Below are 24,494 nucleotides of genomic sequence, written 5' to 3'. Positions count from 1 at the left end.
TGAGATTCTGTGAGTACTTCGGTGGGAAAACCTGTGGATAAATACGTGAATCTGATCAAGCTCTCAGTGGGCTCAGAGACGGTTGATGATATGATTGTCTGGCAGGCTACAAAGCGGGCGCAAACGGAGGACGGGTTGCCTCGGCATGTCACCCGGATGTGGCCCAAGCGGGAAGCCGAAATCCTCGCGGGCGGATCGATTTATTGGGTCGTGAAGGGTGTCATTCAGTGTCGACAGAAGGTCATTCGGTTGGATGAGGTTTTCGGTAATGACGGGATCAGGCGCTGCGCCATCGTATTGGATCCCGAAGTCATCCGAACACAGGGCAGCTTAAAACGGCCCTTTCAAGGATGGCGATATCTACAAGTCAACGACGCCCCGCCAGACCTGCCAAAAGGAAGACTGAAAGAAGACCCACTACCGGTCGAATTGAACAGGGCCTTGGCTGAAATCGGCGTTCTCTAACCATCGCCTGACAGACGTGCGATAAATTCCGAGACGACTGCTCGGTCTTCATCGGCCACATCTGCAGAGCGGCTCCGCCAGAGTGTCGCCTGCGATTTGAGAACAGGTTCTTCCTTGAGCACTTTCAAATGATTTGCGCGAAGGGTTTCACCACTTGATGTAATATCAGCGATGGCTTCGGCAGTTTCATTTGCCACAGTTCCCTCTGTCGCACCCTGACTGTCCACCAACGCATAATCTGCAACGCCGCCGTGGCGCAGGTAGTCGCGTACCAGACGGTGATACTTTGTTGCTATCCGCAGGCGCATGCCATGTGTTTCTCGGAACGCAGTCGCTACCGCGTCCAGATCATCCAGCGTGTCCACATCGACCCATGCACTGGGCACCGCCAGAATAAGATCTGCATGGCCAAAGCCCATCTCCACAATAGACTCGGTTTGTTGTTCCCAAAGTGGTAGTTTTTCCTGCACCAGATCGGTCCCGGTAACCCCAAAATGGATGCGACCTGTGGCTAATTCACGCGGAACTTCGCCCGCGGACAACAGCACCAGTGAAACGCCGGAAATACCGTCCACGGTCGCCGCGTATTCCCGATCCGAGCCCGTACGGGCGAGCGTCACCCCACGTTGGCCAAACCAATAAAAGGTCTTCTCCATCAGGCGCCCTTTGGAGGGCACACCCAGTTTGATGGTCATACCGCGCCCTCCAATTCGAGCATCAAGCCGGGCCGTAACACCCCGCCCACAGCTGGGATCTCGACACCCTGTCCCAATCTGCGTGTTAGCGCATCATATCGCCCTCCGGTGGCAATCGCCGGGAGATCAGGACGCATGGTGCTGAAAAATCCGAAAACGAACCCGTCATAATACTCCATCGACGTGCGACCAAAACTGGTTTCGAACGGCAGATGATCCACATCGATGCCGCGATCCGAAAGCGCATCGGCACGTGCTGCCATCAGCGCCACTGCCGAGGAGATCGACGACAGATCCACGGTAATGTCGCGCAAACGCTCGAGCGCAAAAGGCATCGTCTCGCGCACATCCAATAGCGCTTCCAGCAAGTCCACTTCGGTCTTGCTCAGCGGCAGTGCAATGGCATCATCGCGTAAACGTTCCAGGCGTTGATCAATCTCCCGCTGGGTGCGTTTTCCGATCAACGGTGCTTCGGTTTCCGCGCAATTCCCGTCCAGTAGGTTCTGGCGTTCCGCGCTTATCGAAACGCGACCGGAATAGCGATCCAGCAACGCGCGGAACCGGCGCGGACGCCAAATGTGGCGCAACAATGCGGCCTTGCGCGGCTCGGTTGTGTGCAAACCCTTGACCGCCGCCATCAAGATCCCAATGTCTCCAGTCGCCGCCCGCAGGTTCAATGGCGCGATCAGACTGGCGATCTTACCAAAAACTTCGGCATCCGCCCGGGCGGGATCCGCGCGGTCAAAAACCTCAAATCCGACCTGAATGTATTCATTCGCGCGATCCGGGTCATGTTCCTGGCGCCGGAACACCTCGCCTGAATAGGTGTAACGCGCAGGTTCAGCCCCCTCCGCCATATGCATCTGAACGACCGGCACGGTGAAATCCGGGCGCAGCATTTGCTCTCCACGCAAGGCGTCTGTGGTCACATAGGCCCGTGCCCGGATTTCCTCGCCATAGAGGTCCAGCAATGTATGCGCCGGTTGCAAAATCGACGTTTCCACGGGAACCGCACCGGCTTCCTCAAAACGAATGCGCAATTCTGCGGCCCGGGCGAGCGTCTGCGCGCGCGTGATCATTGCTCTGTATCGCCGCCGGGCAACCCATGTTGGCGCAGGATTTCGCGAGTCTTTTCAACTAGCTGATCGCGCGGCACTTCAAACTGGCTGGGGCGGTCTTTCCATTCTTCCAGCGTCGCGGATTCAGCAATCTGCGCACCAAGGATCAGATCCTTGATCTGAATGACACCCTTGTCCTTCTCGTCACCGCCTTCGATGATGGCGATGGGGCTGCCCCGTTTATCCGCGTATTTCAACTGGTTGCCGAAATTCTTGGGATTGCCAAGATAGACTTCTGCGCGGATGCCTGCCTTGCGCAATTCTGCTACCATGCCCTGATAATCCGCCATGCGGTCGCGATCCATTACGGTTACGACAACGGGTCCCTGTACGTCCGCCTTCATGCGTCCTTTTGCGTGCAATGCGGCCAGCAAGCGATCCACACCGATGGAAACACCCGTTGCCGGGACTTCCTGCCCGGTAAAGCGCTTGACCAGATCATCGTACCGACCCCCGCCCGCGACAGAGCCAAAGTTGCGCGTGCGACCCTTTTCGTCCTGGATGTCAAAAGTCAATTCGGCCTCATATACGGGACCGGTGTAATAACCGAGACCGCGCACGACAGAAGGGTCAATTTCAATTCGATCCGGGCCATAACCTCCGGCGCTCAGTAAACCCGCTATCGTTTCCAGTTCGCTGACACCTTGCAATCCAATGCCTGATCCCTCCACGAGGGCGTGCAATCGCGAAACGGTTTCTGACCCACTGCCTTGTTTTGCCTCCATAAAACCAACAATAATGTCGGCCTGAGCTTCGTCCAAACCTGCGCCATCCGTGAAATCGCCGCTCTCGTCTTTACGCCCTTCTCCCAAAAGCGCCCGAACACCTTTGATCCCGAGCCGATCCAATTTGTCGATCGCACGCAGAACGATCCCACGTTCGCGCTCCTTGTCGTCCCCTGCGAGACCTGCTACCTCCATCACACCATTCAGAACTTTGCGGTTGTTCACGCGGATCACATAGTCGCCGCGCTCGATCCCGACAGCTTCAAGGCAATCCGCCAACATCGCGCAGATCTCAGCATCCGCAGCCACGGAAGGCGCGCCGACTGTATCCGCATCACATTGATAAAACTGACGAAAGCGCCCCGGTCCGGGTTTTTCGTTGCGCCAAACCGGCCCCATCGCATAACGGCGATAGGGTTTGGGCAAATCGTTCTGATGTTGCGCATAAACGCGCGCCAAAGGGGCCGTCAGGTCATAGCGCAAAGCCAGCCAGTCGCCCGGTTTTTCGGCATCCGCATCTTCCTGCCAAGCAAAAACCCCCTCGTTAGGGCGGTCCACGTCCGGCAGGAATTTGCCTAAGGCTTCAACCGTTTCCACGCCTGAACTTTCCAGCGCATCAAACCCATAACGATGATAAACCCCGGCAATCGCGCGCAGCATTTCGCTACGCTGCGTCACTTCAGCGCCGAAATAATCACGGAAACCCTTGGGCGTCTCTGCCTTGGGGCGCGGGGTCTTTTTGGGCTTGGCCATGGGTCTACCTTTGGCTTTTGGTTTCGCGCGCGGTCTAGCGGATGGGGAAGGTACAAACAAGGTGATGTGCCCTCTTTATGGAATGGCGTTCACGTGCTAGGCGCTCAGGCTCAGAAAGGGACGACATTATGGAAAAGCTCGAAGAACAATTTGCGCATCTGATGCGCACCGTCGAAGATTTGTCTGATGTGGTCGCACGCCAGGAAACCGAGATCGCAACCCTGACCCGGCGCGTGTTTATGCTTATGCAGCGTGAGGGTGAGCGGGAGGCCCAGCAATCTGGCGGCATGGTGATCGCCGATGAACGCCCACCGCATTACTAAAGGTCTTCGACCTCCAGAACGCCACTCAGCGATTTGATCGCGCCCTTGATCTGCGGGTTTACGACGAACTCCTGGCCCAACTCGACTTCGACCTCGCCCGGCAAGGTTGGATCCATCAGGCAGAATTCAACAGGACCGCGCCCGATGGACTTCACCGCATTCGCTGCACCTTCCAACACGCTCGCCACAGCCGAAATCGCCTCGGGCGCATCAACGAACACGCGCAGTCCCATGCCACCTGCATCCGCCGTTACAGCATCAATCGGAGAGACGGACCGGCCCAGAAGTTTGAGCTGATCCGCTTCCAGCGTTGCTTCTACGGCGACAACAACCTTGGCGTCGACTTCAAGATGCTCGCGGCATTTCTCCAAGGTGTCCGAAAACAAAGTTACTTCAAATGCGCCTGTCGCATCCGACATCTGGCAAAATGCAAAACGATTACCGCGCGCGGACTTACGTTCCTGACGCCCGGCAACAACGCCCGCAAGTTTCGCATTCATCGGGCCGTTTTCTGCCTTTGCACGCAGCTCATCGAGGGTCAGGATACCTTTGCGTTTGAGCGGACCCATATAGTCATCGAGCGGGTGCCCGGAAAGGTAGAACCCTACCGCCTTGAATTCTTCGCCCAGACGTTCTGCGGGTAACCAGTCATCCATGGCGTGCAATCGCGGTTCTGGCAGATCATCGCCGGCTTCACCAAAGAGCGATACCTGATTGGACGCTTTTTGCTCATGAATGGCCGCTGAATACCCCACAAGCGCATCCAATGCGCCAAACACGCGGCGTCGGTTCGGGTCCAATTGATCGAAGGCGCCCGAACGGGCCAACATTTCCAAGGGACGTTTGCCGACACGTTTGAGGTCCACACGACGGGCGAGATCAAAGAGCGTGGCAAAGGGTTTGTCAGGACTATCCGGAACGCTTGGGTCCGCACGACGCCCGTCCGTGATCAACTTCATCGCCTCGACGCCCACATTTTTCAACGCGCCGAGGGCATAAACCAAGGCTCCATCGACAACCTTGAACGTCGCATCCGACCGATTCACGCAAGGCGGCACCCAAGGCAGTTCCAACCGCTTGCGCACCTCTTCGAAATAAACGGCAAGTTTATCCGTCAGGTGGATGTCGCAATTCATCACACCGGCCATGAATTCGACCGGATGGTTCGCCTTGAGCCACGCAGTTTGATAGCTGACCACCGCATAGGCCGCCGCATGGGATTTGTTGAAGCCGTAGTTGGCGAATTTCTCAAGAAGGTCAAAAACTTCGGTGGCCTTCTTTTTGTCCACCCCGTTTTCCATCGCGCCCTTTTCGAACTTGGGGCGCTCCTTGGCCATCTCTTCGGCGATTTTTTTACCCATGGCACGGCGCAACAGGTCCGCACCGCCAAGGCTGTATCCCGCCATGACCTGCGCGATTTGCATCACCTGCTCCTGATAAACGATGATGCCTTGGGTTTCCTTCAGAATGTCATCAATCAACGGATGGATGGATTCCAATTCTCGCAGGCCGTTTTTCACCTCGCAATAGGTCGGAATATTTTCCATGGGGCCAGGACGATAGAGCGCCACAAGGGCTACGATGTCCTCGATGCAGGTCGGCTTCATGCGCTTGAGCGCATCCATCATGCCCGAGCTTTCCACCTGGAACACAGCCACAGTCTTTGCCGCAGCATAGAGTTTATAGGACGCCTCATCGTCCAGCGGGATCGTTCCGATATCATCCACCAGACCTTCGGGCGGCTCAAAGAGTTCCGTACCATCCGCCGCGATGTGCAAATGCCGCCCATTGGCTTTGATTTGATCCACGGCATTTTGGATCACAGTCAGAGTTTTCAGACCCAAAAAGTCGAATTTGACCAAACCCGCCTGTTCCACCCATTTCATATTGAATTGGGTCGCAGGCATGTCCGACCGCGGATCCTGATAAAGCGGCACAAGGGCGTCCAGCGGGCGGTCACCAATGACTACTCCTGCCGCGTGGGTGGAGGCATTGCGCAGCAGCCCCTCGACCTGCTGACCGTACTCCAGAAGGCGCGCCACAACTTCCTCGTTTCGCGCCTCTTCGCGCAGGCGCGGCTCGTCTGCGAGTGCCTTTTCGATCGACACTGGCTTGACCCCTTCAACGGGTATCATTTTGGACAATCGGTCCACCTGGCCATAGGGCATTTGCAGAACACGCCCGATATCTCGCACCGCAGCCTTTGACAAAAGCGCACCAAAAGTGATGATTTGCCCCACCTTGTCACGGCCATACTTGTCTTGAACATACCTTATGACTTCTTCTCGTCGATCCATACAGAAGTCGATGTCGAAGTCCGGCATCGACACGCGCTCCGGGTTCAGGAAGCGTTCAAAAAGCAGGTTGTATCGCAGCGGGTCCAGATCCGTGATTGTAAGGGAGTAGGCAACCAAGGAACCCGCTCCTGACCCCCGACCCGGGCCGACCGGGATTGTGTTATCTTTAGCCCATTTGATAAAGTCCGCTACGATCAGGAAGTACCCCGGAAATCCCATACCTTCGATGATCCCGAGTTCGAAATCCAAACGCTTTTCATATTCGTCGACGCTGGTTGCGTGCGGAATTACCGCCAAACGCCGCTTGAGACCGGCGTGCGCCTGTTGGCGCAATTCTTCGATTTCGTTGTCGGCAAATTTGGGCAGGATTGGGTCGCGCCTGTAAGCTTGAAATGCACAGCGCTTGGCAATCTCAACAGTGTTTTCAATCGCCTCAGGCAGGTCTGCAAAAAGCGTCACCATCTCGGATTGTGACTTGAAATAGTGTTGCGCCGTAAGCTTGCGACGTGCGTCCTGCTGATCGACATAGGCCCCTTCGGCGATACAGATCAACGCGTCGTGCGCCTCATACATATCCGGTTTCGGGAAATAGACGTCATTGGTCGCCACCAGCGGCAAATCCATGGCATAGGCCATTTCGACAAGTCCACGTTCCGTTAAACGCTCCGCTTCGGGTTGCCCGTCTTCACCCGGATGGCGTTGCAATTCGACGTAAAGTCGATCCGCGAAAATGAATTTGAGACGATCCATCAAAGCTTGCGCGGCAGGCCCCTGCGCGGTTTGCAAGAGCATGCCAACAGGCCCACCGGCGCCACCTGTCAAGCAGATGACATCATCGGAATACGTTTCAAGCTGATCCAACGTGACCTGCGGCAACGCGCCGCCCTTATCAATGTAAAGGCAGGAGTTCAGTTTCATCAGGTTTTCGTACCCGGTCTCGGATTGCGCTAACAATACCAAGGGCGCAGGAACATGTGATTTTTCGCCTGGTCGTGTTTCAACATACGCGACGTCGAACTGACATCCCAATATGGGTTGCAATCCGGCTCCCGACATCGCCACGGAATATTCGAGAGCCGCAAACATGTTATTTTTGTCCGTCAGCGCCAACGCCGGCATCCCGGCTTTTTGACATAACTCGGGTAGTTTCTTCAAACGCAGAGCACCCTCCAATAACGAATACTCTGAGTGGCTGCGCAGGTGAATGAATCGGGGATCTTTGCTCATTTGTAGAGTGTAGGCCAGCCATGCCGCTACGACCAGCGGGAACGCAACGAGCAATTTTTTTGACCCGCATCTTCCTTACAAAACACCTCTTTTGGAAATCTGTTTTGTAAGGAAGCCGATCATCCGGTTTATTCCATAATGATCCTCACGACGCGGGGCAGCAGTTTCGTCAAAGGATCGTGTTTGCGACGTGTGAAGTCGTAGTTGGGCAGGCCAAATGGATATCCCATATCACCAAAGTGACGAATGCGCATCGCGACATGCACTCAACGGGGCGACGACCGGGTTTTAAGTCAGAAGGGTCAAAATACAAATCAGGGTTTTGCGCTTTTCGACAGAACCGGTTGCAAGCGCGTGATGGCCGCGATGATGGTTTTGCAACGATTCAGACAATTGCATCCTTGGGCCTCTTGACTGGGAACATGCTGCCTTTGCGATGCACAAGACACATTCCGCTTCCTTGCAACCAATCCTCGGCAATCTCACCAAGGTCCTTTCTGCACTGCGGTAAAAACACACGACCTAATTGAAAAGGTAGTAACGCGCTCTTCAAGAAACTACTTTTTTACGCGCAACGCTTTGTTTTTCCGCAATAAATAGACGCAGTGAGATTTTCCTGTCTCATATCGTTGCGATTTCACGCGCTCAAAAATGTCTGATCCGACAAAGTGTGTCACAGCAAACCCACGCAGCCTTTGTAGCAGAATGATTTCATTGGCACTTAACGAATGATACCGTCAAATTCCCGCCATTCGCCTTTCGACATCCCGGACGTCTCCTGAGTAACCAGTTCGCCTTTCAACATGCGCTTGATACAGTCGAGAGCCTTACCCGACATGGTAGCGCCACCCAAACGGTAATCTTCGAACGCGCCGTATGCTGCTGGCACCCAGTCCGCGACCATGGCGCAGATCGCGTCGGCATATACGCGGATTTCGTATTGGGCATGGCTGTCCGCACGCAAGCGCAGGAAATGGAAGAGATTGTGCAGGTCAACCTTCCAGTACCATTGAGTGTAGACATTGGCAGGCAGGTTCATACGCGCGAGTTCGCGGGCCAAACCGTCCTGTTTTTCTCCATCGGGGCCCTCTTCAGAAATCATGGATTCGTAGTTGTCATAGGCTCGATTACTGTCGGACTTGAGTATCTCGAGCACACGCGAGGCCTCCGCCCCTTCAAGTACGCCACCCCGCCCTTGATTATTCACTACTGATTGCGCGTTAATATGTTCAGGGGCCGGGATGTAGAATTCGCGATCAAGGATCGAATAACGCGCGGAATACTCGTTGACGTTGGCGGTGCGATGGCGGATCCATTGACGCGCCACGAAAACGGGGAGTTTGACATGGAGTTTGATTTCGCACATCTCGAATGGCGTTGAGTGCCAGTGGCGCATCAGGTAGCGGATCAAGCCTTCGTCATTCTGTACAGACTTGGTACCCTTACCATATGAGACTCGTGCGGCCTGACAAATCGCGGCGTCGTCACCCATGTAGTCAATGACACGAACAAAGCCGTGGTCCAGGACGGGTTGAGCCTTGTAGAGGTGTTGCTCCATGCCGGGGGATACGGCGCGCAGGGTTGGTACAGGTTGGCTGCGTTGTGCGTCAATTTCCGCCTGTTGTTCAGGGCTCAGAGGCATGGGGGCGATCCTTTTGAAAGGTGAGTCGGGTGTGACTATATCTGGGCAGACCTGTGGGCGGAACAACTATATGGGGTAATTTGGAATTGAGATCAGTTCAGATCACAACTGACTGAACCTACTGGCATCTAATGCGATGCGTGTTAGGTTCGTTTCGAGGAAAACCAAACTTGGAGGGCGAGATGAGCCTGAAGTATCTGCACACTATGGTCCGGGTCAAAGATCTTGAAGCATCGATCGCGTTTTACAAACTGTTGGGTCTGAAAGAAACGCGGCGGATGGACAGTGACGGCGGACGTTTTACGCTTTTATTCATGGCGCCTCCCGGACAGGAGGAATGCCCGGTTGAGTTGACATACAATTGGGATGGGGATGACGCACTGCCCGATGACAGCCGTCATTTTGGACATCTGGCCTATCGCGTAAGTAATATTTACGAGGTTTGCCAGCACCTCATGGACAACGGCGTGACGATTAACCGTCCGCCTCGCGATGGACATATGGCATTTGTGCGCTCACCAGATAATGTGTCCATCGAGTTGTTGCAGGAAGGTGACAACCTGCCACCTGCGGAACCTTGGGCTAGCATGCAGAATACCGGCCATTGGTGATCCGCTTCAGCATCATCAGTTTGGCGCTTTGCGCGGGGACGGTTGAGGCCGGCGAATGCCGTCTGGCATTGGTTCTGGCAATAGATGTATCCAGTTCTGTTGATGCCAAAGAAGATGCCTTGCAGCGAGGCGGTCTGGTGACCGCCTTGACCGCACCTGAAGTGAGGGCGGCTTTTTTTGCAACCGATCAACATGTAGCTCTCGCCGCATTTGAGTGGTCAGGTCGTTACAATCAAGAAATTTTGCTGGACTGGACCCTTGTCAAGAGTCCGCAGGATCTTCTGGCGTCAGCTCGGGTTATTGCAAACAGCAAACGCAGTCACAATGACTTCCCGACCGCGATGGGGTATGCCTTGGGCTATGGAGCCGGTATGCTGGAACGCGCACCACCCTGTCTATACAAGACCTTGGATATCGCTGGTGACGGACAGAACAATGAGGGTTTTGGGCCAGCCAGTGCTTATGCTGAGTTTCCTTTCGCGGATGTGACGGTGAACGGTCTGGTTGTGAATGGCGCGGATTACGAGGCCGAGACGGGATTAATCGCATTTTACAAGAGCCAAGTGCTACACGGTCCTGGCGCTTTCATCGAAATCGCCCAGGGTTTTGAAGACTACACAAGGGCGATGCGCCGCAAGTTGGAGCGCGAATTGACGCCTCCAGTTATCGGTTCGGACACGAAAACACGAACAACTCCGAAAGGCTAAAGCAATGCGCGCGTGGCTATTGAGCGCTCTTTTCTTCGCCGCCCTGGCCCCGTCTGTCATGGCAAATTGCAGACACGCGCTCGCGTTGGGTTTGGATGTTTCCGGGTCTGTCGATCTGCGCGAATACAGGCTTCAACTGGATGGGCTTGTCACAGCGCTGAACCATCCCGATGTTGTTGATGCTTTGCTTGTTTCCCCGAGCGCCCCCGTAGCTGTGCTGGTTTTTGAATGGAGCGGACCTTCCGATCAGGTCGTGTTGATCCCCTGGACGTTCATAACAGGTCTTGCGGATATTGCCGATATCAGCAAAACGCTGGCCGGAACGAAAAGGCGGGAAGCTACGCCCGGCACGGCCCTCGGAGTCGCGATGACCTTGGGCGCTCAGTATCTGGATGAGCGGAAGGACTGCTGGAAACGCACACTGGATATTTCTGGAGATGGACAGTCAAATCTCGGATCACGGCCCCGCGATGTGAAACAGGAAATCGGTGCGCGCGGCATCACGATCAACGCTTTGGTGATCGGATCTGATGCACAACTCGGGGACGACAGCAGACAATCAGATATTGGCGAATTGTCGTCCTACTTTCGCGCCGAAGTTATCACCGGGCCGAATGCATTTGTCCAAACCGCTCTGGGTTTTGAAGCATACGCAGACGCAATGACCGTCAAGCTAGAGAGAGAGCTTGACGGTCTCGCTGTAAGCGGGCTTCAGTAGATATAGCGGATCTGGTCGGACCAGTAGCGTTCCATCCGCTTGAGAGAATGTGTGATGTCATCGATTCCATCCGGCCCCAGGACGCCTTTGGCCTCAAGTCCATCTGCATGACGTCCAAAAAGGTCAGACACAACATTGCGCACTTTCTGGCCCTTGTCAGTGAGTTTAACCCGAACCGAACGGCGGTCAATTTCACATCGCTGGTGATGCATGTACCCCATATCGACCAGTTTCTTCAGGTTGTAGCTGACATTACTGCCCTGATAGTAACCTCGGCTTTTCAATTCGCCTGCTGTCACTTCGTTGTCACCGATGTTAAACAGTAGCAATGCCTGAACGGCGTTGATTTCCAGAACGCCGACCCGCTCGAATTCATCTTTGATTACATCAAGCAGAAGGCGGTGCAAACGCTCCACCAGTGAGAGGGCTTCAAGGTAATTGACCATGAAGCCCTGAGACCTGTTTGCTGCCGGCGGGTCTGTTGGAATTGGATCTTGAATACTCATTTGCGCGCTCCGACTCTTTCTAATTTGGTCAGAATTTGCGCTGGAAAAGCCAATAATTCGTTAAAAGATCAAAAAGAAGACGTTCGCGCTTCGTTCAGGGTGCAGCTGGCGGCAATTCGGCGATGATCTGATCAATAAGCTCAGAATAGGGTTCTCGTGCCGGAACTTGCCCGCTAACCCATTGATAAAGATCATGGTCGTTCTCGTTGAGCATGGCGTCATAGAGGCTCAATTCTGCGTCATCCATGGTGCCAAGACGCGCCTCAGCAAAACGTTGCAGGATCAGGTCCATTTCCTTGATCCCGCGCCGCATGGAGCGCATTTTCAGCCGTTTGACGCGGTATTCATGCGGCTCGCTCATGCGCCTCTTCTTTCAAAGCAGTACGCAATTTCTTCTCAAGACGGCCCAACTGCTCGACCCGCGCAAGCATATCCGTGCGCAGGTCGCGCATTTCATTCAGGATGTCGCTCGCCGAAGCTGGCAGACTCGCCTCTTCAAGTGGAGCGTCCAGACCTTCGCCCTGTCCATTGATCAACCACATCATGGACACGTTCAGCAACCCCGCCATGATCGACAGACGGTTGGCGCGCGGCTCGCTCATATCGTCTTCCCAGGCCCGCAGCGTTGCAACCCTGACACCAAGACGCCGGGCCAGTTGCGCTTGCGTCATCTCTGCCACCTCACGCGCTGCTGCGACCCGATCTCCAAATGTTGCCATTTCCGGGCTGTACCAGTCTTTCGTGTCGTGCATCTGTGATCTCCTTCGCGATGATCGCGCTTGAATGGTGGGGGGACGCCCCCTATGACTCGCCCATCGTTCTATCAAACAGAGGCCGAAATGGAATTCCTGTCTACGACACTTGCCCGCGTCAAACCGTCTCCGACCATAGCGGTTACAACCAAAGCCGCCGAATTGAAAGCAGCAGGCCGAGACGTCATCGGCCTTGGCGCGGGCGAGCCGGATTTTGATACGCCACAGAACATAAAGGACGCCGCTGTCGCCGCCATTGCGTCCGGTAAAACAAAGTATACCGCCGTAGATGGTATTCCAGAACTAAAGAAAGCCATCTGCGACAAACTGAAACGTGACAATGACCTGACATACACCCCTTCACAGGTCAGTGTGGGCACAGGTGGTAAACAAATCCTTTACAACGCGCTGATGGCGACGCTGAACGAAGGTGACGAGGTCGTCATTCCAGCCCCTTACTGGGTTAGTTACCCCGATATGGTTTTATTGGCAGGTGGCACACCGGTCGTTGCGGAGGCGTCAATTCAAACTGGCTTCAAACTGACCGCAGACCAGTTGGAAGCCGCGATCACAGACAAGACAAAGTGGCTGATCTTTAATTCGCCGTCCAATCCGACAGGTGCCGGATATACCTGGGACGAACTGAAAGAGCTGACAGACGTATTGATGCGCCATCCCCATGTCTGGGTGATGACGGACGATATGTATGAACATCTTGTTTACGGCGATTTCGAATTCTGCACCCCGGCGCAGGTGGAACCGCGTCTTTATGACAGGACGCTGACGGTCAATGGTGTGTCAAAGGCTTACGCGATGACCGGTTGGCGGATTGGTTATGCCGCCGGCCCCGAGAAATTGATCGGTGCGATGCGCAAGGTTCAATCCCAAAGCACCTCAAATCCTTGCAGCATCAGCCAATGGGCCGCCGTTGAGGCCTTGAACGGACCGCAGGATTTTCTAGCCCCGAACAACGAGATTTTCAGGCGGCGTCGGGATCTTGTAGTCGAGATGTTGAACGCGGCCAAAGGGGTCAGGTGTCCCGTTCCGGATGGCGCGTTTTATGTCTATCCGTCGATCGCCGACTGCATTGGCAAGACCTCGGCAGCAGGTGTAAAAATCTCGGATGACGAAACATTCGCGACTGCATTGCTTGAAGAGACAGGCGTTGCAGTCGTGTTTGGCGCGGCTTTTGGACTTTCGCCCAACTTTCGGGTCAGCTACGCGACATCAGACGAAGCACTGACGGAAGCGTGTGGTCGCATCCAGGCTTTCTGCGCTGGACTAACGTAAAGCCAGGGGGTGGTCCCCTGTCGCGATCCGAAGCGTTTTGATCGCGGCACCGTTTCAGGCGCGATACCTAAGGTGCGACCGTCCAAGCCGTAACGGACGCCGACCCGAAGCGAATTGGGTGCAAACCTGTTGCGTGTGTTTCGTTAGGTTTTTGTTTGCCAACAACCCTCACAAAGCGCCTACAAAATAGGCATATTTGGCGTAACGATTGCGATACATCTAATGCTAACTAAAACGCAGCGACTGGCACCGAGAAAAGCCGCAGAACTTTGAATTTATTTTCTTTTCATATCTGAATGCGCGAGCAAGACAACGCGTTTCCAGTCAAGAATTTGTTTTTGGCTATCGGATTGAGATGTACGGTCAAATGCAATCGGTCCGCGTTAAAACTTTCTTGATGCATGAGCGTTGTAGTGTCCTGAGTTTCAACAAGATCAGGAATCACAAAATGCTCCAATTCTCACGTGCGGCCGCATTTGCCGCATTGTCCATCGCGGCAGTGCCCGCCGCTGCACAGCAGGGCGTCACTGACACTAGCATCTCCTTCGCACAAGTGGCTGCTCTGGAGGGTCCCGCTGCGGCGCTCGGTTCTGGCATGCGCCAGGGACTTCTGGCAGCTTTTGAAGAGGCAAACCGGGCCGGTGGCATCAACGGACGTATGATCAGCCTGAACAGCATGGATGATGGCTATGAGCCTGATCGCTCTGTTACAGAGGTGCGCGCCGCAATTGAAAGCGACGATTATCTGGCCCTGATCGGCCCCGTCGGGACGCCTACCACAAAAGCAACGCAACCCATTGCAACAGAAGCTAATATGCCGATGATCGCGCCTTTTACAGGCGCAGGTTTCTTGCGCGACCCGTCCTTGACAAATGTTGTCAATCTGCGCGCTACCTATGACGCCGAGACACAGGCTTGGATCGACTATCTCGTCGATGATCTAGGCCACACTGACATCGCTATCCTGTACCAGGATGACGGTTTTGGTCGTGTTGGCTTGTCCGGTGTGACAAAGGCGCTGGAAGCGCGTGGCATGACACTCGTGGCCGAAGGCAGCTATACGCGTAATACGGTTGCTGTCAAAACAGCCCTTCTGGATATCCGCAAAGCAAAGCCACAGGCGATCGTCATGGTCGGCGCCTATAAACCATTGGCAGAATTCATTAAACTGTCGCGCAAAATGAAAATGGACCCAACGTTCGTGACCATTTCTTTTGTCGGCTCCAAAGCGTTGGCGGCGGAGTTGGGTCCTGATGGCGATGGTGTGATCGTAAGCCAGGTCGTGCCGCAGCCATGGGATGACAGCTTGCCGATCGTTGCTGAATATCAGGCTGCGCTTAGTGCACTGGATGCAGGCGCAGAGCCGGGGTTTGTTTCTTTGGAAGGCTATGTCGCTGGCCGTTTGGCTATCGAAGGGTTGCGCAATGCAGGCGCTGACTTGACCCGTGAAAGCTACATGACTGCCATGAACACACTTGGAAGCGTTGATCTTGGCGGCATGACAATGACCTTTGGCCCAGGAGACAATCAGGGTTCCGACGACGTTTTCCTGACCCGCATTCTACCTGATGGTTCGTTTGAAGCCATGGGCGCAGGCAGCTAAAACTACCACCGGGCCCGGCAACCTGTTCGGGCTCGGTTAGACTTCCTTAACGTCTTACGGCGGGATTACCCGCGAAAAACTGTTGAAAAGGGCTCCTGATGGCTTCTGTCGTTTCAAACTTTTTCGGATCCGTTTTGATGCGGCTTGCATTGATTTACGGTGCCCTCGCCGCCATGACAGCAGCAGCTATTGTTGTCGGCTGGATGGTTTTTCAGTCAATCGCAGCTAATATGTCAGTCTTGTCTGAAGAGCGCTTACCCGAATTGCGCAACAGCGCGCGCGTAGTTGCTGCAGTGGACCGTGTGCGACACGTGCTTTCAAACATCCTTTTGGTTGAAGATTTCGAAGGCTTGATCATGCTCGATGGCGACACCAGGGCTGCCATGGAAGAATTGATGTCTTCGGCAGAAGGCGTAGGCGCACAAAAGACGGCTTCACTCTCGGACAGCCTCGCCGACGTAAATACCCAGCTCTTCAATCTGATGGCGTTACGAATGGATCAAATGAGTCGCCACAACAGTTTAAAAGCGAACATCGAAAACGCATTTTCGTTTTCCGTCCAGGCCAGTGCTCTTTTAGATCAGGCCACCGACGATGCCTATTTTGATCTTGTCATGGGGGCTGACGACACCATTGCCACGATCGACGCCACTTTGAGCCAATTAATCGAAAGCGACTTCGCGCTGTACCAGGCAACGCTACAAATGCGCGCCGAAATAAATTTGCTCTCTGGACTGGCCTTAAACGTCCTACAGACACGCGATCCTGCGATGTTGTCAATTCTGTCCGATCTGGCCGAAGCAGCGCTGGATCAGGTCAATTTGCTACTGCCGATACTGGCGCAGAACGAAGCGACTGTCGAACTACATGCCAACGTCGAGGGTTCGCTGTCAGATTTGGAACAAACATTCACGCGTACCGGGGCGCGCATCATTCCGGAACGCATCTTGTCACTGAGACAGGGAATCGACGCCGCTCTGGCATCGGCTTTGGATGATATCTATTTCCAGCTGGTTATTAACAGCGACGACGCAAAGACCATGAACGAAGACTCCGTGAGAATGTTGATGGATGAACAGGTCAATCGCATAAGAACCCAGGCGGCCCTGGATTCTGCGTCCAAGACTTTTTTCGCTGTGGCCATGCAGACTGCTCTCGCACGTGACGAAAATGAGCTTGCCGTTTTTCAGGATGCTTTACTTGTCAACAGCCAAAAGGTACGCGACGCGATGGTCGGCGCATCCTCGGAAATCGTAGAAACACTCGAACCCATGTTAGAGATCGCAGACCCGAAAACAGGGATTGCCGAAATACGCAGAGCTGCGTTGATCGCACAGAATAGCGCTGCCGTGGCGGCAAATTCGGCTGCCAGTGCCGTACAAAATATTGCCACCGACGTTAGCGGGTTCGCTGCGACCGCTCAAGATGAGATTGACAAAACAGCAGAAGCGTTGAATGCGGAAGTCGCGCAGGCGCGCGCGCGCATGCAGCAGATTGGACTCGCTAGTATCGGACTTGTCGTTTTGGCGCCGCTCTTGATTTGGATGATGGTGACGCGTCCGTTAAATCGAGTCACATCTGTGACCGAACGACTTGCGCAAGGAGATCTGACCGAAATCGAGAATGTAGGCGCGCGCAAGGGTGAAATTGGGCGTTTGGCCAAAGCTCTGGAAGTGTTTCGAAATGGTGCCTTGGAACGCATCCAATTGCAGGAAGACGACAAGCGTCGGCAAAGCGAAGTGTTAGAGGCCGAACGAGCTGCGGAAAAAACGCGACGCGAAGCTGAGTTGCGGGAGCGCGAAGCAAAGGAAACTCAAGAACGTCAAGAGCGTGACCGAAAAGCAAGTGAGCAAGCTCGAAACGAAGAAGTCCGAGCAAGTGCAGAAGCTGAAAGAAAAGCGCACTCAGATGAACAAGAAGCTGTCGTCAGTGAATTGGCAAAGAGCCTTAAACGTTTGTCAATCGGAGATCTCACACATACAATCGACACAGCCTTTCCAGGTTCATACGAAGCATTGCGTCACGACTACAACGCTGCGATCCAAAACTTGGCAAACTTGATTCAACGCATTGGCGACAGTGCGGGGTCGATAGACGCAAGCAGTGCCGAAATTGCGTCGTCTTCGCTGGAACTCTCGAAACGAACAGAGAATTCCGCCGCAACTCTAGAAGAAACGGCCGCCGCCCTCAGCGAATTGACGAGCAGCGTTTCTTCTGCAGCTCGGGGCGCGTCGGATGCATCTGTTACAGTCGAAACGGTCAAAGCAGATGCTGAGACCAGCCGGAAAGTGATGGCCAACGCAGTCGACGCTATGAGTGAAATTGAGGGCTCATCAACTGAAATCTCAAAAATAGTTGAAGTCATCGACGCAATCGCATTTCAAACCAACCTTCTGGCTCTGAATGCCGGCGTAGAAGCCGCTCGCGCGGGCGATGCAGGCCGCGGATTTGCTGTAGTCGCTTCAGAAGTACGAAGTCTTGCACATCGCTGTTCTGAAGCAGCGTTGCAGATAAATACGCTGATATCCGATTCGGCAGGTCATGTTGAGAATGGCGTCGCGCTGATTGACCAAACCAGCGGCGCTCTGCAAACCATACTCGATGGTATCTCAGATGTAGCGAAAAACGTTACTGACATTGCAAACTCAGCCAATGAACAGTCCACTGGAATTGCTGAAATCAATACTTCGATGGAGCAGCTGGACCGGTCGACGCAACAAAATGCGGCAATGTTCGAAACGACAACGGCAGCTAGTCAAGCGTTGACCGGGGAGTCTGGAAAACTTTCTCAATTGGTAGCCGGTTTCACTGTGCCGACTGGCGCAAGCAAATCAGAACACTCAACCGAAAGTTCAAACTTCGAAGTTTCAAGAAGCGCTTGAGACGCGTGGGGTGGCTCGAGTCAACATGAAAGAGTTGCCTGTCCCTCTGCATAAAAACGTTACTTGCTGCTCAAGTCGCTTAGAAACTTCCAAACAACTTCACCAAAAAACAACAGAAGTAGAACGCCGGCGGTAACAATCTGAGCCCAAGTGTTGCCTCTAAAATCAGTATCAACGTAAGCTGCCAGTATTACGAGTAAAGAAACTACAAGTTTTGCTGGCATGTTTTTAAAAAGTGTCTTCATCATTTCTTTATCCGCCCAAATGAAGTTTAAAAACACGCTTTGCCCAAGTATTTGTAGGGCGCTAATGGTTGTCCTTTATTGATACTAGCCATTGCAAAAATGAAGGGAAACCAGTTTATCGAACAGTAGATTACTAGAAACTTACCAAGTTTCGTCGGCCCGGCCTTACCGTTTCCGATATTGATGGTACGGCAACATCCATTCGTCCGAAATGCGTTGGAACGGGCCAGTTACGCCCGCCGAACTTCTGAACAGCGCATGCACCCCTCTGATCGCAGCTACCAATGTGCATGGATCAACTCCTAAAGACTGCGCACTACCGAGGAGAAGCCCACTGTCGTCAGCCTTGGTGTTTCATCGGACAACGCGCTTGCCAAAACGGCATTCGATCTGTTCTGAACCCAGGTCCTCAAACGCCTTGGAGCGTGGAAATCCAAACCGAAAATCGCATTGTAAACGTGCAAATAGGATCATGGGTCCAACACATATCAGCTTCTTGGGCACCAGGGTACATCACACCAAAACAAGCAAAGAGCGCATAGGATGAAGGGGTGAAAAATACGACCTTGCAGCTTGAAATAACAGATAAATGGTCTTCAGCAAAACCGTAGGGTTTTTTAACCTGGAAACTTTCAAGACCTCTGAGCGACGACGGAGTGAAATAAAGCTCCCGCGCAGAACGATTTCTGATCTGATGCAGAACAAGCTCAACCACACAAATGCCGCGAATGACGTGCAACCGATCGGTAAACTTAGCACAGTATCTCCGGGCGCCACCGAGACGCTTGTGCCGCCTTACCCGCGTCATCTTGCACCCGCAAGAGTGATAGCTGGACCCGCCTGAGGTCATCGATTTCCAAGTTGGTTAGTTGTTCAAAACCAGCCTAACGCGCCCATGCCCAGCAGTTGAAAAGTCTCTTTGCCAATTGGCGCGAATGCCGCAAGTAAGGTGGCTAATCCCACTTCTTGAACTCTCCGCTCGATAAAAAAAGTTTGAGGCAAAGCCGCTTCATGCAAACCTAGGTAAGCAATAGGGCGAGCGATACAGCGTCAGTTTTAAAGACACAAAAAAGGAGCGCTCAACATCAAAACCTCATCTGTGCTGCGAGACATTCCAACAGGCCTGAAAAACTGAAGCTACCAATATCCCGCAAAACAATCACATGGATCTTCGCAGAGTCAATCTGAGAAAAAGTACTGGCAACTTTAATATGGTTACAACGGACCGAGATCTTCAGGTGTTAAAAAGAAAGTGCAGGACATCGCCGTCTTTAACCGTATAAGATTTGCCCTCAGCCCGCATTTTGCCGGCCTCTTTCGCGGCGTTTTCTCCACCGAAGGAAACAAAATCCTCGAATGAAATTGTCTCAGCACGAATAAATCCTTTTTCAAAGTCGCCATGGATAACTCCAGCAGCTTTTGGCGCGCTAGTTCCATTTCGAATTGTCCAGGCACGTGCTTCTTTTGGGCCAACCGTAAAATATGTTTCCAAATGAAGCAGCTCATACCCCGCTTGAATCAACCGATCCAAACCGGCTTCAGCCAATCCCATTTCATCAAGGAACATGGACGCTTCTTCCAGCTCCAATTGACTAATCTCTTCCTCGATTTGTGCGGAAATCACAACATGGGCGTTACCTTGTGCTGCCGCCATGCCAGCAACTTTTTCAGAATGGGTGTTGCCCGTGGCGGCCTCAGCTTCGCCCACATTGCAAACATAAAGCACAGGTTTGGTCGTCAGCAATTGCAACATGTTCCACGCGCGAAGATCTTCCTCATCAACCACTGCGACACGCGCTGGATTGCCTTCTTCCAGAGCAGACAGCGCAATGCGCATCAAGCGCTCTTGCTGAAGTGCTTCTTTGTCGCCACCACGTACTTTGCGAACGATGTTTTGAAGGCGTTTCTCGATACTTTCGATATCCGCCAGCATCAGTTCGGTCTCGATCGTTTCAGCATCCGCAACTGGGTCCACGCGACCCTGAACATGGGTCACATCGCCATCCTCAAAACACCTGAGAACATGTGCAATGGCGTCAACCTCACGAATATTTGCGAGAAACTGATTGCCCAATCCCTCTCCCTTGGAAGCTCCCTTTACCAACCCGGCGATGTCAACAAATGTCATACGCGTCGGAATGATCTGTTTTGACTGTGCGATCTCAGCCAATTGATCCAGTCTTGCATCCGGAACTGCAACTTCGCCCACATTTGGTTCAATCGTACAGAATGGAAAGTTCGCAGCTTGCGCTGCTGCAGTACGCGTCAGCGCATTGAAAAGAGTGGATTTACCGACATTCGGCAGACCCACGATACCCATTTTGAAACCCATGTCGGCGTCCTTTTATGTTGGCGCACGTCCTAGGGCGTCTATTGAACCAAGGCAAGTCCCGGCATAGAGCAAATCACACGCGCACCCCTTTCAAAATCGCTGCCGTCTGTCTTCGCGCGCATGGAAAATCAAAAACCATGCCAGCAAGATGAACATTGGGTGTGTGAGCCCACCTGAAAAAAACAGTGCCGGGATCCAGATCAGAAAGACCAACACCGCAATGATCGGGCGGCCCGTCAACAGAATTGAAAGCGGTGGCAGGAGTATGGCGAGTAAATAATTCATAGCAACAACCTAGGCATCATCGCCGAAACCGAAAAGGGGAAAAGGACGTCCGATCCTGCAATTCGAAAACAAATCCTCGCGCGGTCTTGGGTCTTTGCCGCATTGATTTCCGTGTGAGTTTTCGGCATTGCGATGCAAATCTAAGAAAGGCGCACCATATGACCCGTATTGAGGCTAAATTTAAAGAGCTTTCCAACGCTGATAAGAAAGCTTTCGTATCCTATGTAATGGCTGGCGATCCCGATTTTGACACATCGTTGGAAATTGTACGCGGGTTGCCCAAAGCAGGCGTTGATGTGATCGAACTGGGCTTGCCGTTTACGGACCCGATGGCTGATGGGCCCACAATACAACTGGCTGGCCAACGGGCTCTGGACACTGGCATGACGTTGCAACGCACGCTGGACTTGGCGCGCGCTTTTCGGGAAAGCGATCAGTCTACACCGATCGTCCTGATGGGATACTACAATCCAATTTACAGCCGCGGCGTCGAAGAATTCCTCAAGGAAGCAAAAGATGCAGGGATCGACGGGTTGATTGTGGTGGACCTGCCCCCGGAAGAAGACAGCGAACTATGTCTGCCTGCGCAGGCCGCCGGATTGAATTTCATCCGATTGGCCACACCAACGACGGATGACAAGCGTCTGCCGCGCGTGCTTCAAAATACCTCTGGTTTTGTATATTACGTGTCGATCACAGGTATTACAGGCGCCGCAGAAGCCGAAGCGGGCGACGTCGCACCAGAAGTCGCGCGGATCAAAACACAGGGCGGTTTGCCCGTTATCGTGGGTTTTGGTGTCAACACACCCGAAAAATCACGCGCCATTGCCAGCGTTGCCGATGGTGTTGTCGTCGGATCAGCAATTGTGGCGAAAATTGGTGCAGGGCACAGCGTCGCAGATGTTCTGGCCTTCGTCAAAAGCCTCGCGGATGGCGCACACAGCGCATGATCCAAATGTATCGGACAGCGACAAGAGCATTTCTTGACATTTTCCCGTTGGCCATCGTGATCAGCGCAATGGTTGCGCTGGCGAAGCAGTTCTTATCAAGCACATCCATTTTCGACGGATCGCTGATTGCTTTCGCAATCATTGCATTTTATGCGCACCGGGCCATTCTGCTTGATGAGCGGCTGAGCTGGCGGAACGCGCTCTGGCGCCCGAGCAAAGATGCCCAGCCTATAAAAATGGGGCCGTTTTTATGGCGCATGTTTGGGTGGTGGACATTCGCCGCCGCCGTCTGGGCATTTTGTTTTTTAGCACTTAGAAGGGCTAGCTTTTTACCAGACCAGAATATCACACCTGACGAATCCGCCGGCCTGATCTTCGTCGGGCTTATACTGACCGTGGTCATCACCCTCCCGGTTCTCGCGGCATTTGGCACCATGTTTCCAGCGGCAGCAGTCGAAGGTTCAACGAGCCTCGGTTCTGCCTGGCGGCGCGGGCGCAAGAGTTTTTGGCGGGCATTGGGTCGGCTGTGGGGCGGGAATATCCTTTTCTTTGTGATCAGCAGCGGCGTGTTGCTCTGGCTTCTTCCCGAAACAGGCAGCCCGGTTATGGATGGTGTTATGCGAGTACCCTTCGAGCTGGTCGGAATTTTTGCGATTTGCCTGACAGCCGCGGCACTCAGCCTTGCCTATATCGAGGACGAGTTTGAAAATTCGCACGCCCCGGATCAGACGGACGACGGCCCATTGCGATCCTGATCAAGAAAGGCACGTAGCTCTCGGAGAACCGGTAAGATATCGCGCAGGCGATCCGCATCGAAACCACGCGTCAGTCTTTGAAAGTCCGGGCCAAGGTCCACAATGGCTTGGTCGCGCATTCTGCGTCCTTTAGGCGTCAACCACACAAGCTTTGATCGACCGTCTTCAGGGTTCGGACGCGTTTCAATCAGATCGTGCGCCTCCAAACCTTTGATCGTATGTGTCATTGTTGTCTTGGGAACCTGAAATGCCCGCGCAATATCGACCAACGCGCGCCCGTCGCCAAGGCGGATAAGGTGGTTGATCACAGAAAAATGCGGTGCAATCAAACCCTTGGGCAGACGCGCTTCCAGCAAAGTCCGGCTGAGTTGTTCAATGATGCCAATTTCGTTGAAAACATCAAAATATACCGCACTTTTTTGATCAGACATTCATTAGTTTCGCCTCAAGGGGCCAGCGCGGCGTGCGTGGCGTTGTGGGACCGTAGCCCAAACGTCCTAGCATTTGAACCGTCTGGCCCGAAGGTGCCAGAATTTTGTGGGCATGCGCATAGTGTCCGGCCATTTCCGGAAACTCCTGAAGGCATTGGCTGACCGGATGAAGTGCTACCCCAAGTGCCGTGCATTTGAGGTTGAGTCGCAACCATTGCCGACCCACTTTAATCTGGTCGCTACGCTCGTTTCCCTCAGACACCAGCGCCGCATAAGCCGGTGTCGCGTTTAGCATTTCGGCGTAAATCTGCGCCCCTTGTTTGGAACCGTTGCTTTGCGGATCAGAAAGAACAGTCCGATTCAGAACCCCGGCCAGCATGAGGGTTTCCAGAAATGGCCCACCAAGGTCAATCCCATCCGGGTTTTCGTTAATTTCAGCTTTTCCAAACCGCATTAGATCGACAGACTCCTGATTGGTGCGCTCTGTGTTTGCCTCCACGGCCCATGCATCCCAAGTAAGTTTTTTCAAAGCATTCACGGTGGTTTCGTCGGTGTAAACGTCCGCAAACAACTCTAGCTCGTTGGCATGGGCTGCCTTCAACGGGGTCGGCTCGAAAGGTTCTTTGCACGACCTTCTTTCCATAACGTAATCGAACAGTGGGTCGGCGGCACCGCCAGAGCCAAAAACAGCGCGCGCGACAGCGCCTTGCTCTTCCTTCGGGAAAAGCTCCAGATCGACATTGAACCCTTGCGCGCCGGCAGCGAGCATCATTTGTTCAAGGAAACAACCCAGGCCAATTGTGATTTGACGGTCAAACGGGTCGGTGTGTGGCAACCGGCGCGCAGTGTCCTGGTACAAAAGGACTGTATCATCCCCCTCCAAGGCGACGCTCCAAGGCTGAAGGTTGTGGGGGTTGGGGGCCAGTAAGGCGAAGCTCAACGCGTTCAGCCGGGGATCATCATATTCTCCCGCAGCCGACCAAGGGCTTAGCGCATCCTTTGGTGTTCGAGTGCTCAGGAAAGTAGCAGCTGATGTCGACGCGGCAAAAATAGTGCCGCCTCCGATGAGGGCGAGTGTCCGACGGCGTGAGAGTGGCATGGTGATTCCTCTATTTAGTACGATTTCGCACTTTTATCGTACGATTTCGCACTAATCAACAAAATTCTTACGGTCGTTATCCA

General features: G+C 53.6%; 23 protein-coding genes. 10 read left to right on the top strand and 13 right to left on the bottom strand.

The genetic code is table 11. The annotated features are described in order from the left end of the window. Positions 1-33 precede the first annotated feature (33 nt). A complete protein-coding gene (locus R8G34_18825; protein MDW3224908.1) occupies positions 34-465 on the top strand; it encodes a DUF1489 domain-containing protein in 432 nt (143 codons plus the stop codon). Here R8G34_18825 and hisG read toward each other — a convergent pair. From hisG to hisS, 3 genes are read right to left on the bottom strand one after another with little or no spacing between them, the layout of a single operon-like run. After that, positions 462-1,160, bottom strand: coding sequence for an ATP phosphoribosyltransferase (hisG, locus tag R8G34_18820; protein ID MDW3224907.1), 699 nt, complete (start codon positions 1,158-1,160; stop codon positions 462-464). The genes R8G34_18825 and hisG overlap by 4 nt on opposite strands. Next, entirely contained in the window at positions 1,157-2,239 is a 1,083-nt protein-coding gene (locus R8G34_18815; protein MDW3224906.1) for an ATP phosphoribosyltransferase regulatory subunit, read from the bottom strand. Before R8G34_18815 ends, hisG begins: the two co-directional genes overlap by 4 nt. Continuing rightward, positions 2,236-3,756 carry a histidine--tRNA ligase gene (hisS, locus tag R8G34_18810; protein MDW3224905.1) on the bottom strand — a complete coding sequence of 507 codons (1,521 nt, stop codon included), beginning with the start codon at positions 3,754-3,756 and terminating at the stop codon, positions 2,236-2,238. The genes R8G34_18815 and hisS overlap by 4 nt, the downstream gene beginning before the upstream one ends. Before the next feature lie 128 nt (positions 3,757-3,884). On the opposite strand from hisS, the gene R8G34_18805 reads away from it, so the two are divergent. Beyond that, the gene (locus tag R8G34_18805; protein ID MDW3224904.1) at positions 3,885-4,079 is read left to right on the top strand and encodes a SlyX family protein; all 195 of its coding nucleotides are present in this window, start codon (positions 3,885-3,887) and stop codon (positions 4,077-4,079) included. Here R8G34_18805 and dnaE read toward each other — a convergent pair. Beyond that, complete coding sequence (gene dnaE / locus R8G34_18800) at positions 4,076-7,603, bottom strand: DNA polymerase III subunit alpha (protein ID MDW3224903.1); 3,528 nt, start codon at positions 7,601-7,603, stop codon at positions 4,076-4,078. The two genes, R8G34_18805 and dnaE, sit on opposite strands and share 4 nt — an antisense overlap. Before the next feature lie 721 nt (positions 7,604-8,324). After that, complete coding sequence (thyX, locus tag R8G34_18795; GenBank protein MDW3224902.1) at positions 8,325-9,245, bottom strand: FAD-dependent thymidylate synthase; 921 nt, start codon at positions 9,243-9,245, stop codon at positions 8,325-8,327. 182 nt (positions 9,246-9,427) lie between these two features. Here thyX and R8G34_18790 point away from each other — a divergent pair, with 182 nt between their 5' ends. Genes R8G34_18790 through R8G34_18780 form a run of 3 tightly spaced genes read left to right on the top strand, consistent with a single transcriptional unit; the run spans position 9,428 to position 11,281 of the window. Beyond that, positions 9,428-9,856, top strand: a complete 429-nt coding sequence (locus R8G34_18790) for a VOC family protein (GenBank protein ID MDW3224901.1) — start codon at positions 9,428-9,430, stop codon at positions 9,854-9,856. Then, on the top strand, positions 9,853-10,563 hold the full coding sequence (locus R8G34_18785) for a DUF1194 domain-containing protein (protein MDW3224900.1): 711 nt from the start codon (positions 9,853-9,855) through the stop codon (positions 10,561-10,563). Before R8G34_18790 ends, R8G34_18785 begins: the two co-directional genes overlap by 4 nt. A 4-nt stretch (positions 10,564-10,567) precedes the next feature. Then, positions 10,568-11,281 (top strand): DUF1194 domain-containing protein, encoded by a 714-nt coding sequence (locus R8G34_18780; protein MDW3224899.1) that lies wholly within the window; start codon positions 10,568-10,570, stop codon positions 11,279-11,281. On the opposite strand, the gene R8G34_18775 is transcribed toward R8G34_18780, so the two are convergent. The 3 genes from R8G34_18775 to R8G34_18765 form a co-directional block, all read right to left on the bottom strand. Beyond that, positions 11,275-11,787 (bottom strand): winged helix DNA-binding protein, encoded by a 513-nt coding sequence (locus tag R8G34_18775; protein ID MDW3224898.1) that lies wholly within the window; start codon positions 11,785-11,787, stop codon positions 11,275-11,277. The two genes, R8G34_18780 and R8G34_18775, sit on opposite strands and share 7 nt — an antisense overlap. Positions 11,788-11,881: 94 nt before the next feature. Next, complete coding sequence (locus R8G34_18770; GenBank protein ID MDW3224897.1) at positions 11,882-12,148, bottom strand: succinate dehydrogenase assembly factor 2; 267 nt, start codon at positions 12,146-12,148, stop codon at positions 11,882-11,884. Continuing rightward, positions 12,132-12,539 (bottom strand): helix-turn-helix domain-containing protein, encoded by a 408-nt coding sequence (locus R8G34_18765; GenBank protein ID MDW3224896.1) that lies wholly within the window; start codon positions 12,537-12,539, stop codon positions 12,132-12,134. Before R8G34_18765 ends, R8G34_18770 begins: the two co-directional genes overlap by 17 nt. A gap of 87 nt (positions 12,540-12,626) precedes the next feature. Between R8G34_18765 and R8G34_18760 the strand changes: the two genes are divergently transcribed. The 3 genes from R8G34_18760 (at position 12,627) to R8G34_18750 (ending at position 18,314) form a co-directional block, all read left to right on the top strand. Next, a complete protein-coding gene (locus tag R8G34_18760) occupies positions 12,627-13,829 on the top strand; it encodes a pyridoxal phosphate-dependent aminotransferase (protein MDW3224895.1) in 1,203 nt (400 codons plus the stop codon). A 448-nt stretch (positions 13,830-14,277) separates the two neighbouring features. Next, complete coding sequence (locus tag R8G34_18755; protein ID MDW3224894.1) at positions 14,278-15,432, top strand: ABC transporter substrate-binding protein; 1,155 nt, start codon at positions 14,278-14,280, stop codon at positions 15,430-15,432. Between the two features lie 137 nt (positions 15,433-15,569). After that, positions 15,570-18,314, top strand: coding sequence for a methyl-accepting chemotaxis protein (locus R8G34_18750; GenBank protein MDW3224893.1), 2,745 nt, complete (start codon positions 15,570-15,572; stop codon positions 18,312-18,314). Positions 18,315-18,373: 59 nt separating this feature from the next. On the opposite strand, the gene R8G34_18745 is transcribed toward R8G34_18750, so the two are convergent. The 3 genes from R8G34_18745 to R8G34_18735 form a co-directional block, all read right to left on the bottom strand. Then, a complete protein-coding gene (locus R8G34_18745) occupies positions 18,374-18,562 on the bottom strand; it encodes a hypothetical protein (protein MDW3224892.1) in 189 nt (62 codons plus the stop codon). A gap of 1,231 nt (positions 18,563-19,793) precedes the next feature. Further along, positions 19,794-20,891: a redox-regulated ATPase YchF gene (gene ychF, locus R8G34_18740; protein MDW3224891.1), complete on the bottom strand. Its 1,098-nt coding sequence runs from the start codon at positions 20,889-20,891 to the stop codon at positions 19,794-19,796. 90 nt (positions 20,892-20,981) lie between these two features. Beyond that, positions 20,982-21,176, bottom strand: a complete 195-nt coding sequence (locus R8G34_18735; protein MDW3224890.1) for a hypothetical protein — start codon at positions 21,174-21,176, stop codon at positions 20,982-20,984. 158 nt (positions 21,177-21,334) lie between these two features. Here R8G34_18735 and trpA point away from each other — a divergent pair, with 158 nt between their 5' ends. Continuing rightward, entirely contained in the window at positions 21,335-22,126 is a 792-nt protein-coding gene (gene trpA, locus R8G34_18730) for a tryptophan synthase subunit alpha (protein ID MDW3224889.1), read from the top strand. A 68-nt stretch (positions 22,127-22,194) separates the two neighbouring features. Further along, a complete protein-coding gene (locus R8G34_18725) occupies positions 22,195-22,881 on the top strand; it encodes a hypothetical protein (protein ID MDW3224888.1) in 687 nt (228 codons plus the stop codon). Here the strand turns inward: R8G34_18725 and R8G34_18720 are convergent. Together R8G34_18720 and R8G34_18715 are read right to left on the bottom strand one after the other, a co-directional pair. Further along, on the bottom strand, positions 22,851-23,312 hold the full coding sequence (locus R8G34_18720; protein MDW3224887.1) for a MarR family winged helix-turn-helix transcriptional regulator: 462 nt from the start codon (positions 23,310-23,312) through the stop codon (positions 22,851-22,853). The two genes, R8G34_18725 and R8G34_18720, sit on opposite strands and share 31 nt — an antisense overlap. Continuing rightward, positions 23,305-24,411 (bottom strand): twin-arginine translocation pathway signal protein, encoded by a 1,107-nt coding sequence (locus R8G34_18715; protein MDW3224886.1) that lies wholly within the window; start codon positions 24,409-24,411, stop codon positions 23,305-23,307. Before R8G34_18715 ends, R8G34_18720 begins: the two co-directional genes overlap by 8 nt. Between the last annotated feature and the right edge of the window lie 83 nt (positions 24,412-24,494).

The sequence above is a fragment of the Paracoccaceae bacterium genome (assembly GCA_033344815.1).
Classification (GTDB): Bacteria; Pseudomonadota; Alphaproteobacteria; order Rhodobacterales; family Rhodobacteraceae; genus Roseobacter.
Note: the sequence above shows the minus strand (reverse complement) of the source record. Positions and strands in the feature narration are given on the sequence as shown.

Excerpts from the sequence above, each read along its gene's own strand:
- hisG (MDW3224907.1), bottom strand. The coding sequence starts at position 1,160 with ATGACCATCAAACTGGGTGTGCCCTCCAAAGGGCGCCTGATGGAGAAG.
- R8G34_18815 (MDW3224906.1), bottom strand. The coding sequence starts at position 2,239 with ATGATCACGCGCGCGCAGACGCTCGCCCGGGCCGCAGAATTGCGCATT.
- hisS (MDW3224905.1), bottom strand. The coding sequence starts at position 3,756 with ATGGCCAAGCCCAAAAAGACCCCGCGCCCCAAGGCAGAGACGCCCAAG.
- R8G34_18805 (MDW3224904.1), top strand. The coding sequence starts at position 3,885 with ATGGAAAAGCTCGAAGAACAATTTGCGCATCTGATGCGCACCGTCGAA.
- dnaE (MDW3224903.1), bottom strand. The coding sequence starts at position 7,603 with ATGAGCAAAGATCCCCGATTCATTCACCTGCGCAGCCACTCAGAGTAT.
- thyX (MDW3224902.1), bottom strand. The coding sequence starts at position 9,245 with ATGCCTCTGAGCCCTGAACAACAGGCGGAAATTGACGCACAACGCAGC.
- R8G34_18790 (MDW3224901.1), top strand. The coding sequence starts at position 9,428 with ATGAGCCTGAAGTATCTGCACACTATGGTCCGGGTCAAAGATCTTGAA.
- R8G34_18780 (MDW3224899.1), top strand. The coding sequence starts at position 10,568 with ATGCGCGCGTGGCTATTGAGCGCTCTTTTCTTCGCCGCCCTGGCCCCG.
- R8G34_18775 (MDW3224898.1), bottom strand. The coding sequence starts at position 11,787 with ATGAGTATTCAAGATCCAATTCCAACAGACCCGCCGGCAGCAAACAGG.
- R8G34_18770 (MDW3224897.1), bottom strand. The coding sequence starts at position 12,148 with ATGAGCGAGCCGCATGAATACCGCGTCAAACGGCTGAAAATGCGCTCC.
- R8G34_18765 (MDW3224896.1), bottom strand. The coding sequence starts at position 12,539 with ATGCACGACACGAAAGACTGGTACAGCCCGGAAATGGCAACATTTGGA.
- R8G34_18760 (MDW3224895.1), top strand. The coding sequence starts at position 12,627 with ATGGAATTCCTGTCTACGACACTTGCCCGCGTCAAACCGTCTCCGACC.
- R8G34_18755 (MDW3224894.1), top strand. The coding sequence starts at position 14,278 with ATGCTCCAATTCTCACGTGCGGCCGCATTTGCCGCATTGTCCATCGCG.
- R8G34_18750 (MDW3224893.1), top strand. The coding sequence starts at position 15,570 with ATGCGGCTTGCATTGATTTACGGTGCCCTCGCCGCCATGACAGCAGCA.
- R8G34_18745 (MDW3224892.1), bottom strand. The coding sequence starts at position 18,562 with ATGATGAAGACACTTTTTAAAAACATGCCAGCAAAACTTGTAGTTTCT.
- ychF (MDW3224891.1), bottom strand. The coding sequence starts at position 20,891 with ATGGGTTTCAAAATGGGTATCGTGGGTCTGCCGAATGTCGGTAAATCC.
- R8G34_18735 (MDW3224890.1), bottom strand. The coding sequence starts at position 21,176 with ATGAATTATTTACTCGCCATACTCCTGCCACCGCTTTCAATTCTGTTG.
- trpA (MDW3224889.1), top strand. The coding sequence starts at position 21,335 with ATGACCCGTATTGAGGCTAAATTTAAAGAGCTTTCCAACGCTGATAAG.
- R8G34_18725 (MDW3224888.1), top strand. The coding sequence starts at position 22,195 with ATGGTTGCGCTGGCGAAGCAGTTCTTATCAAGCACATCCATTTTCGAC.
- R8G34_18720 (MDW3224887.1), bottom strand. The coding sequence starts at position 23,312 with ATGTCTGATCAAAAAAGTGCGGTATATTTTGATGTTTTCAACGAAATT.
- R8G34_18715 (MDW3224886.1), bottom strand. The coding sequence starts at position 24,411 with ATGCCACTCTCACGCCGTCGGACACTCGCCCTCATCGGAGGCGGCACT.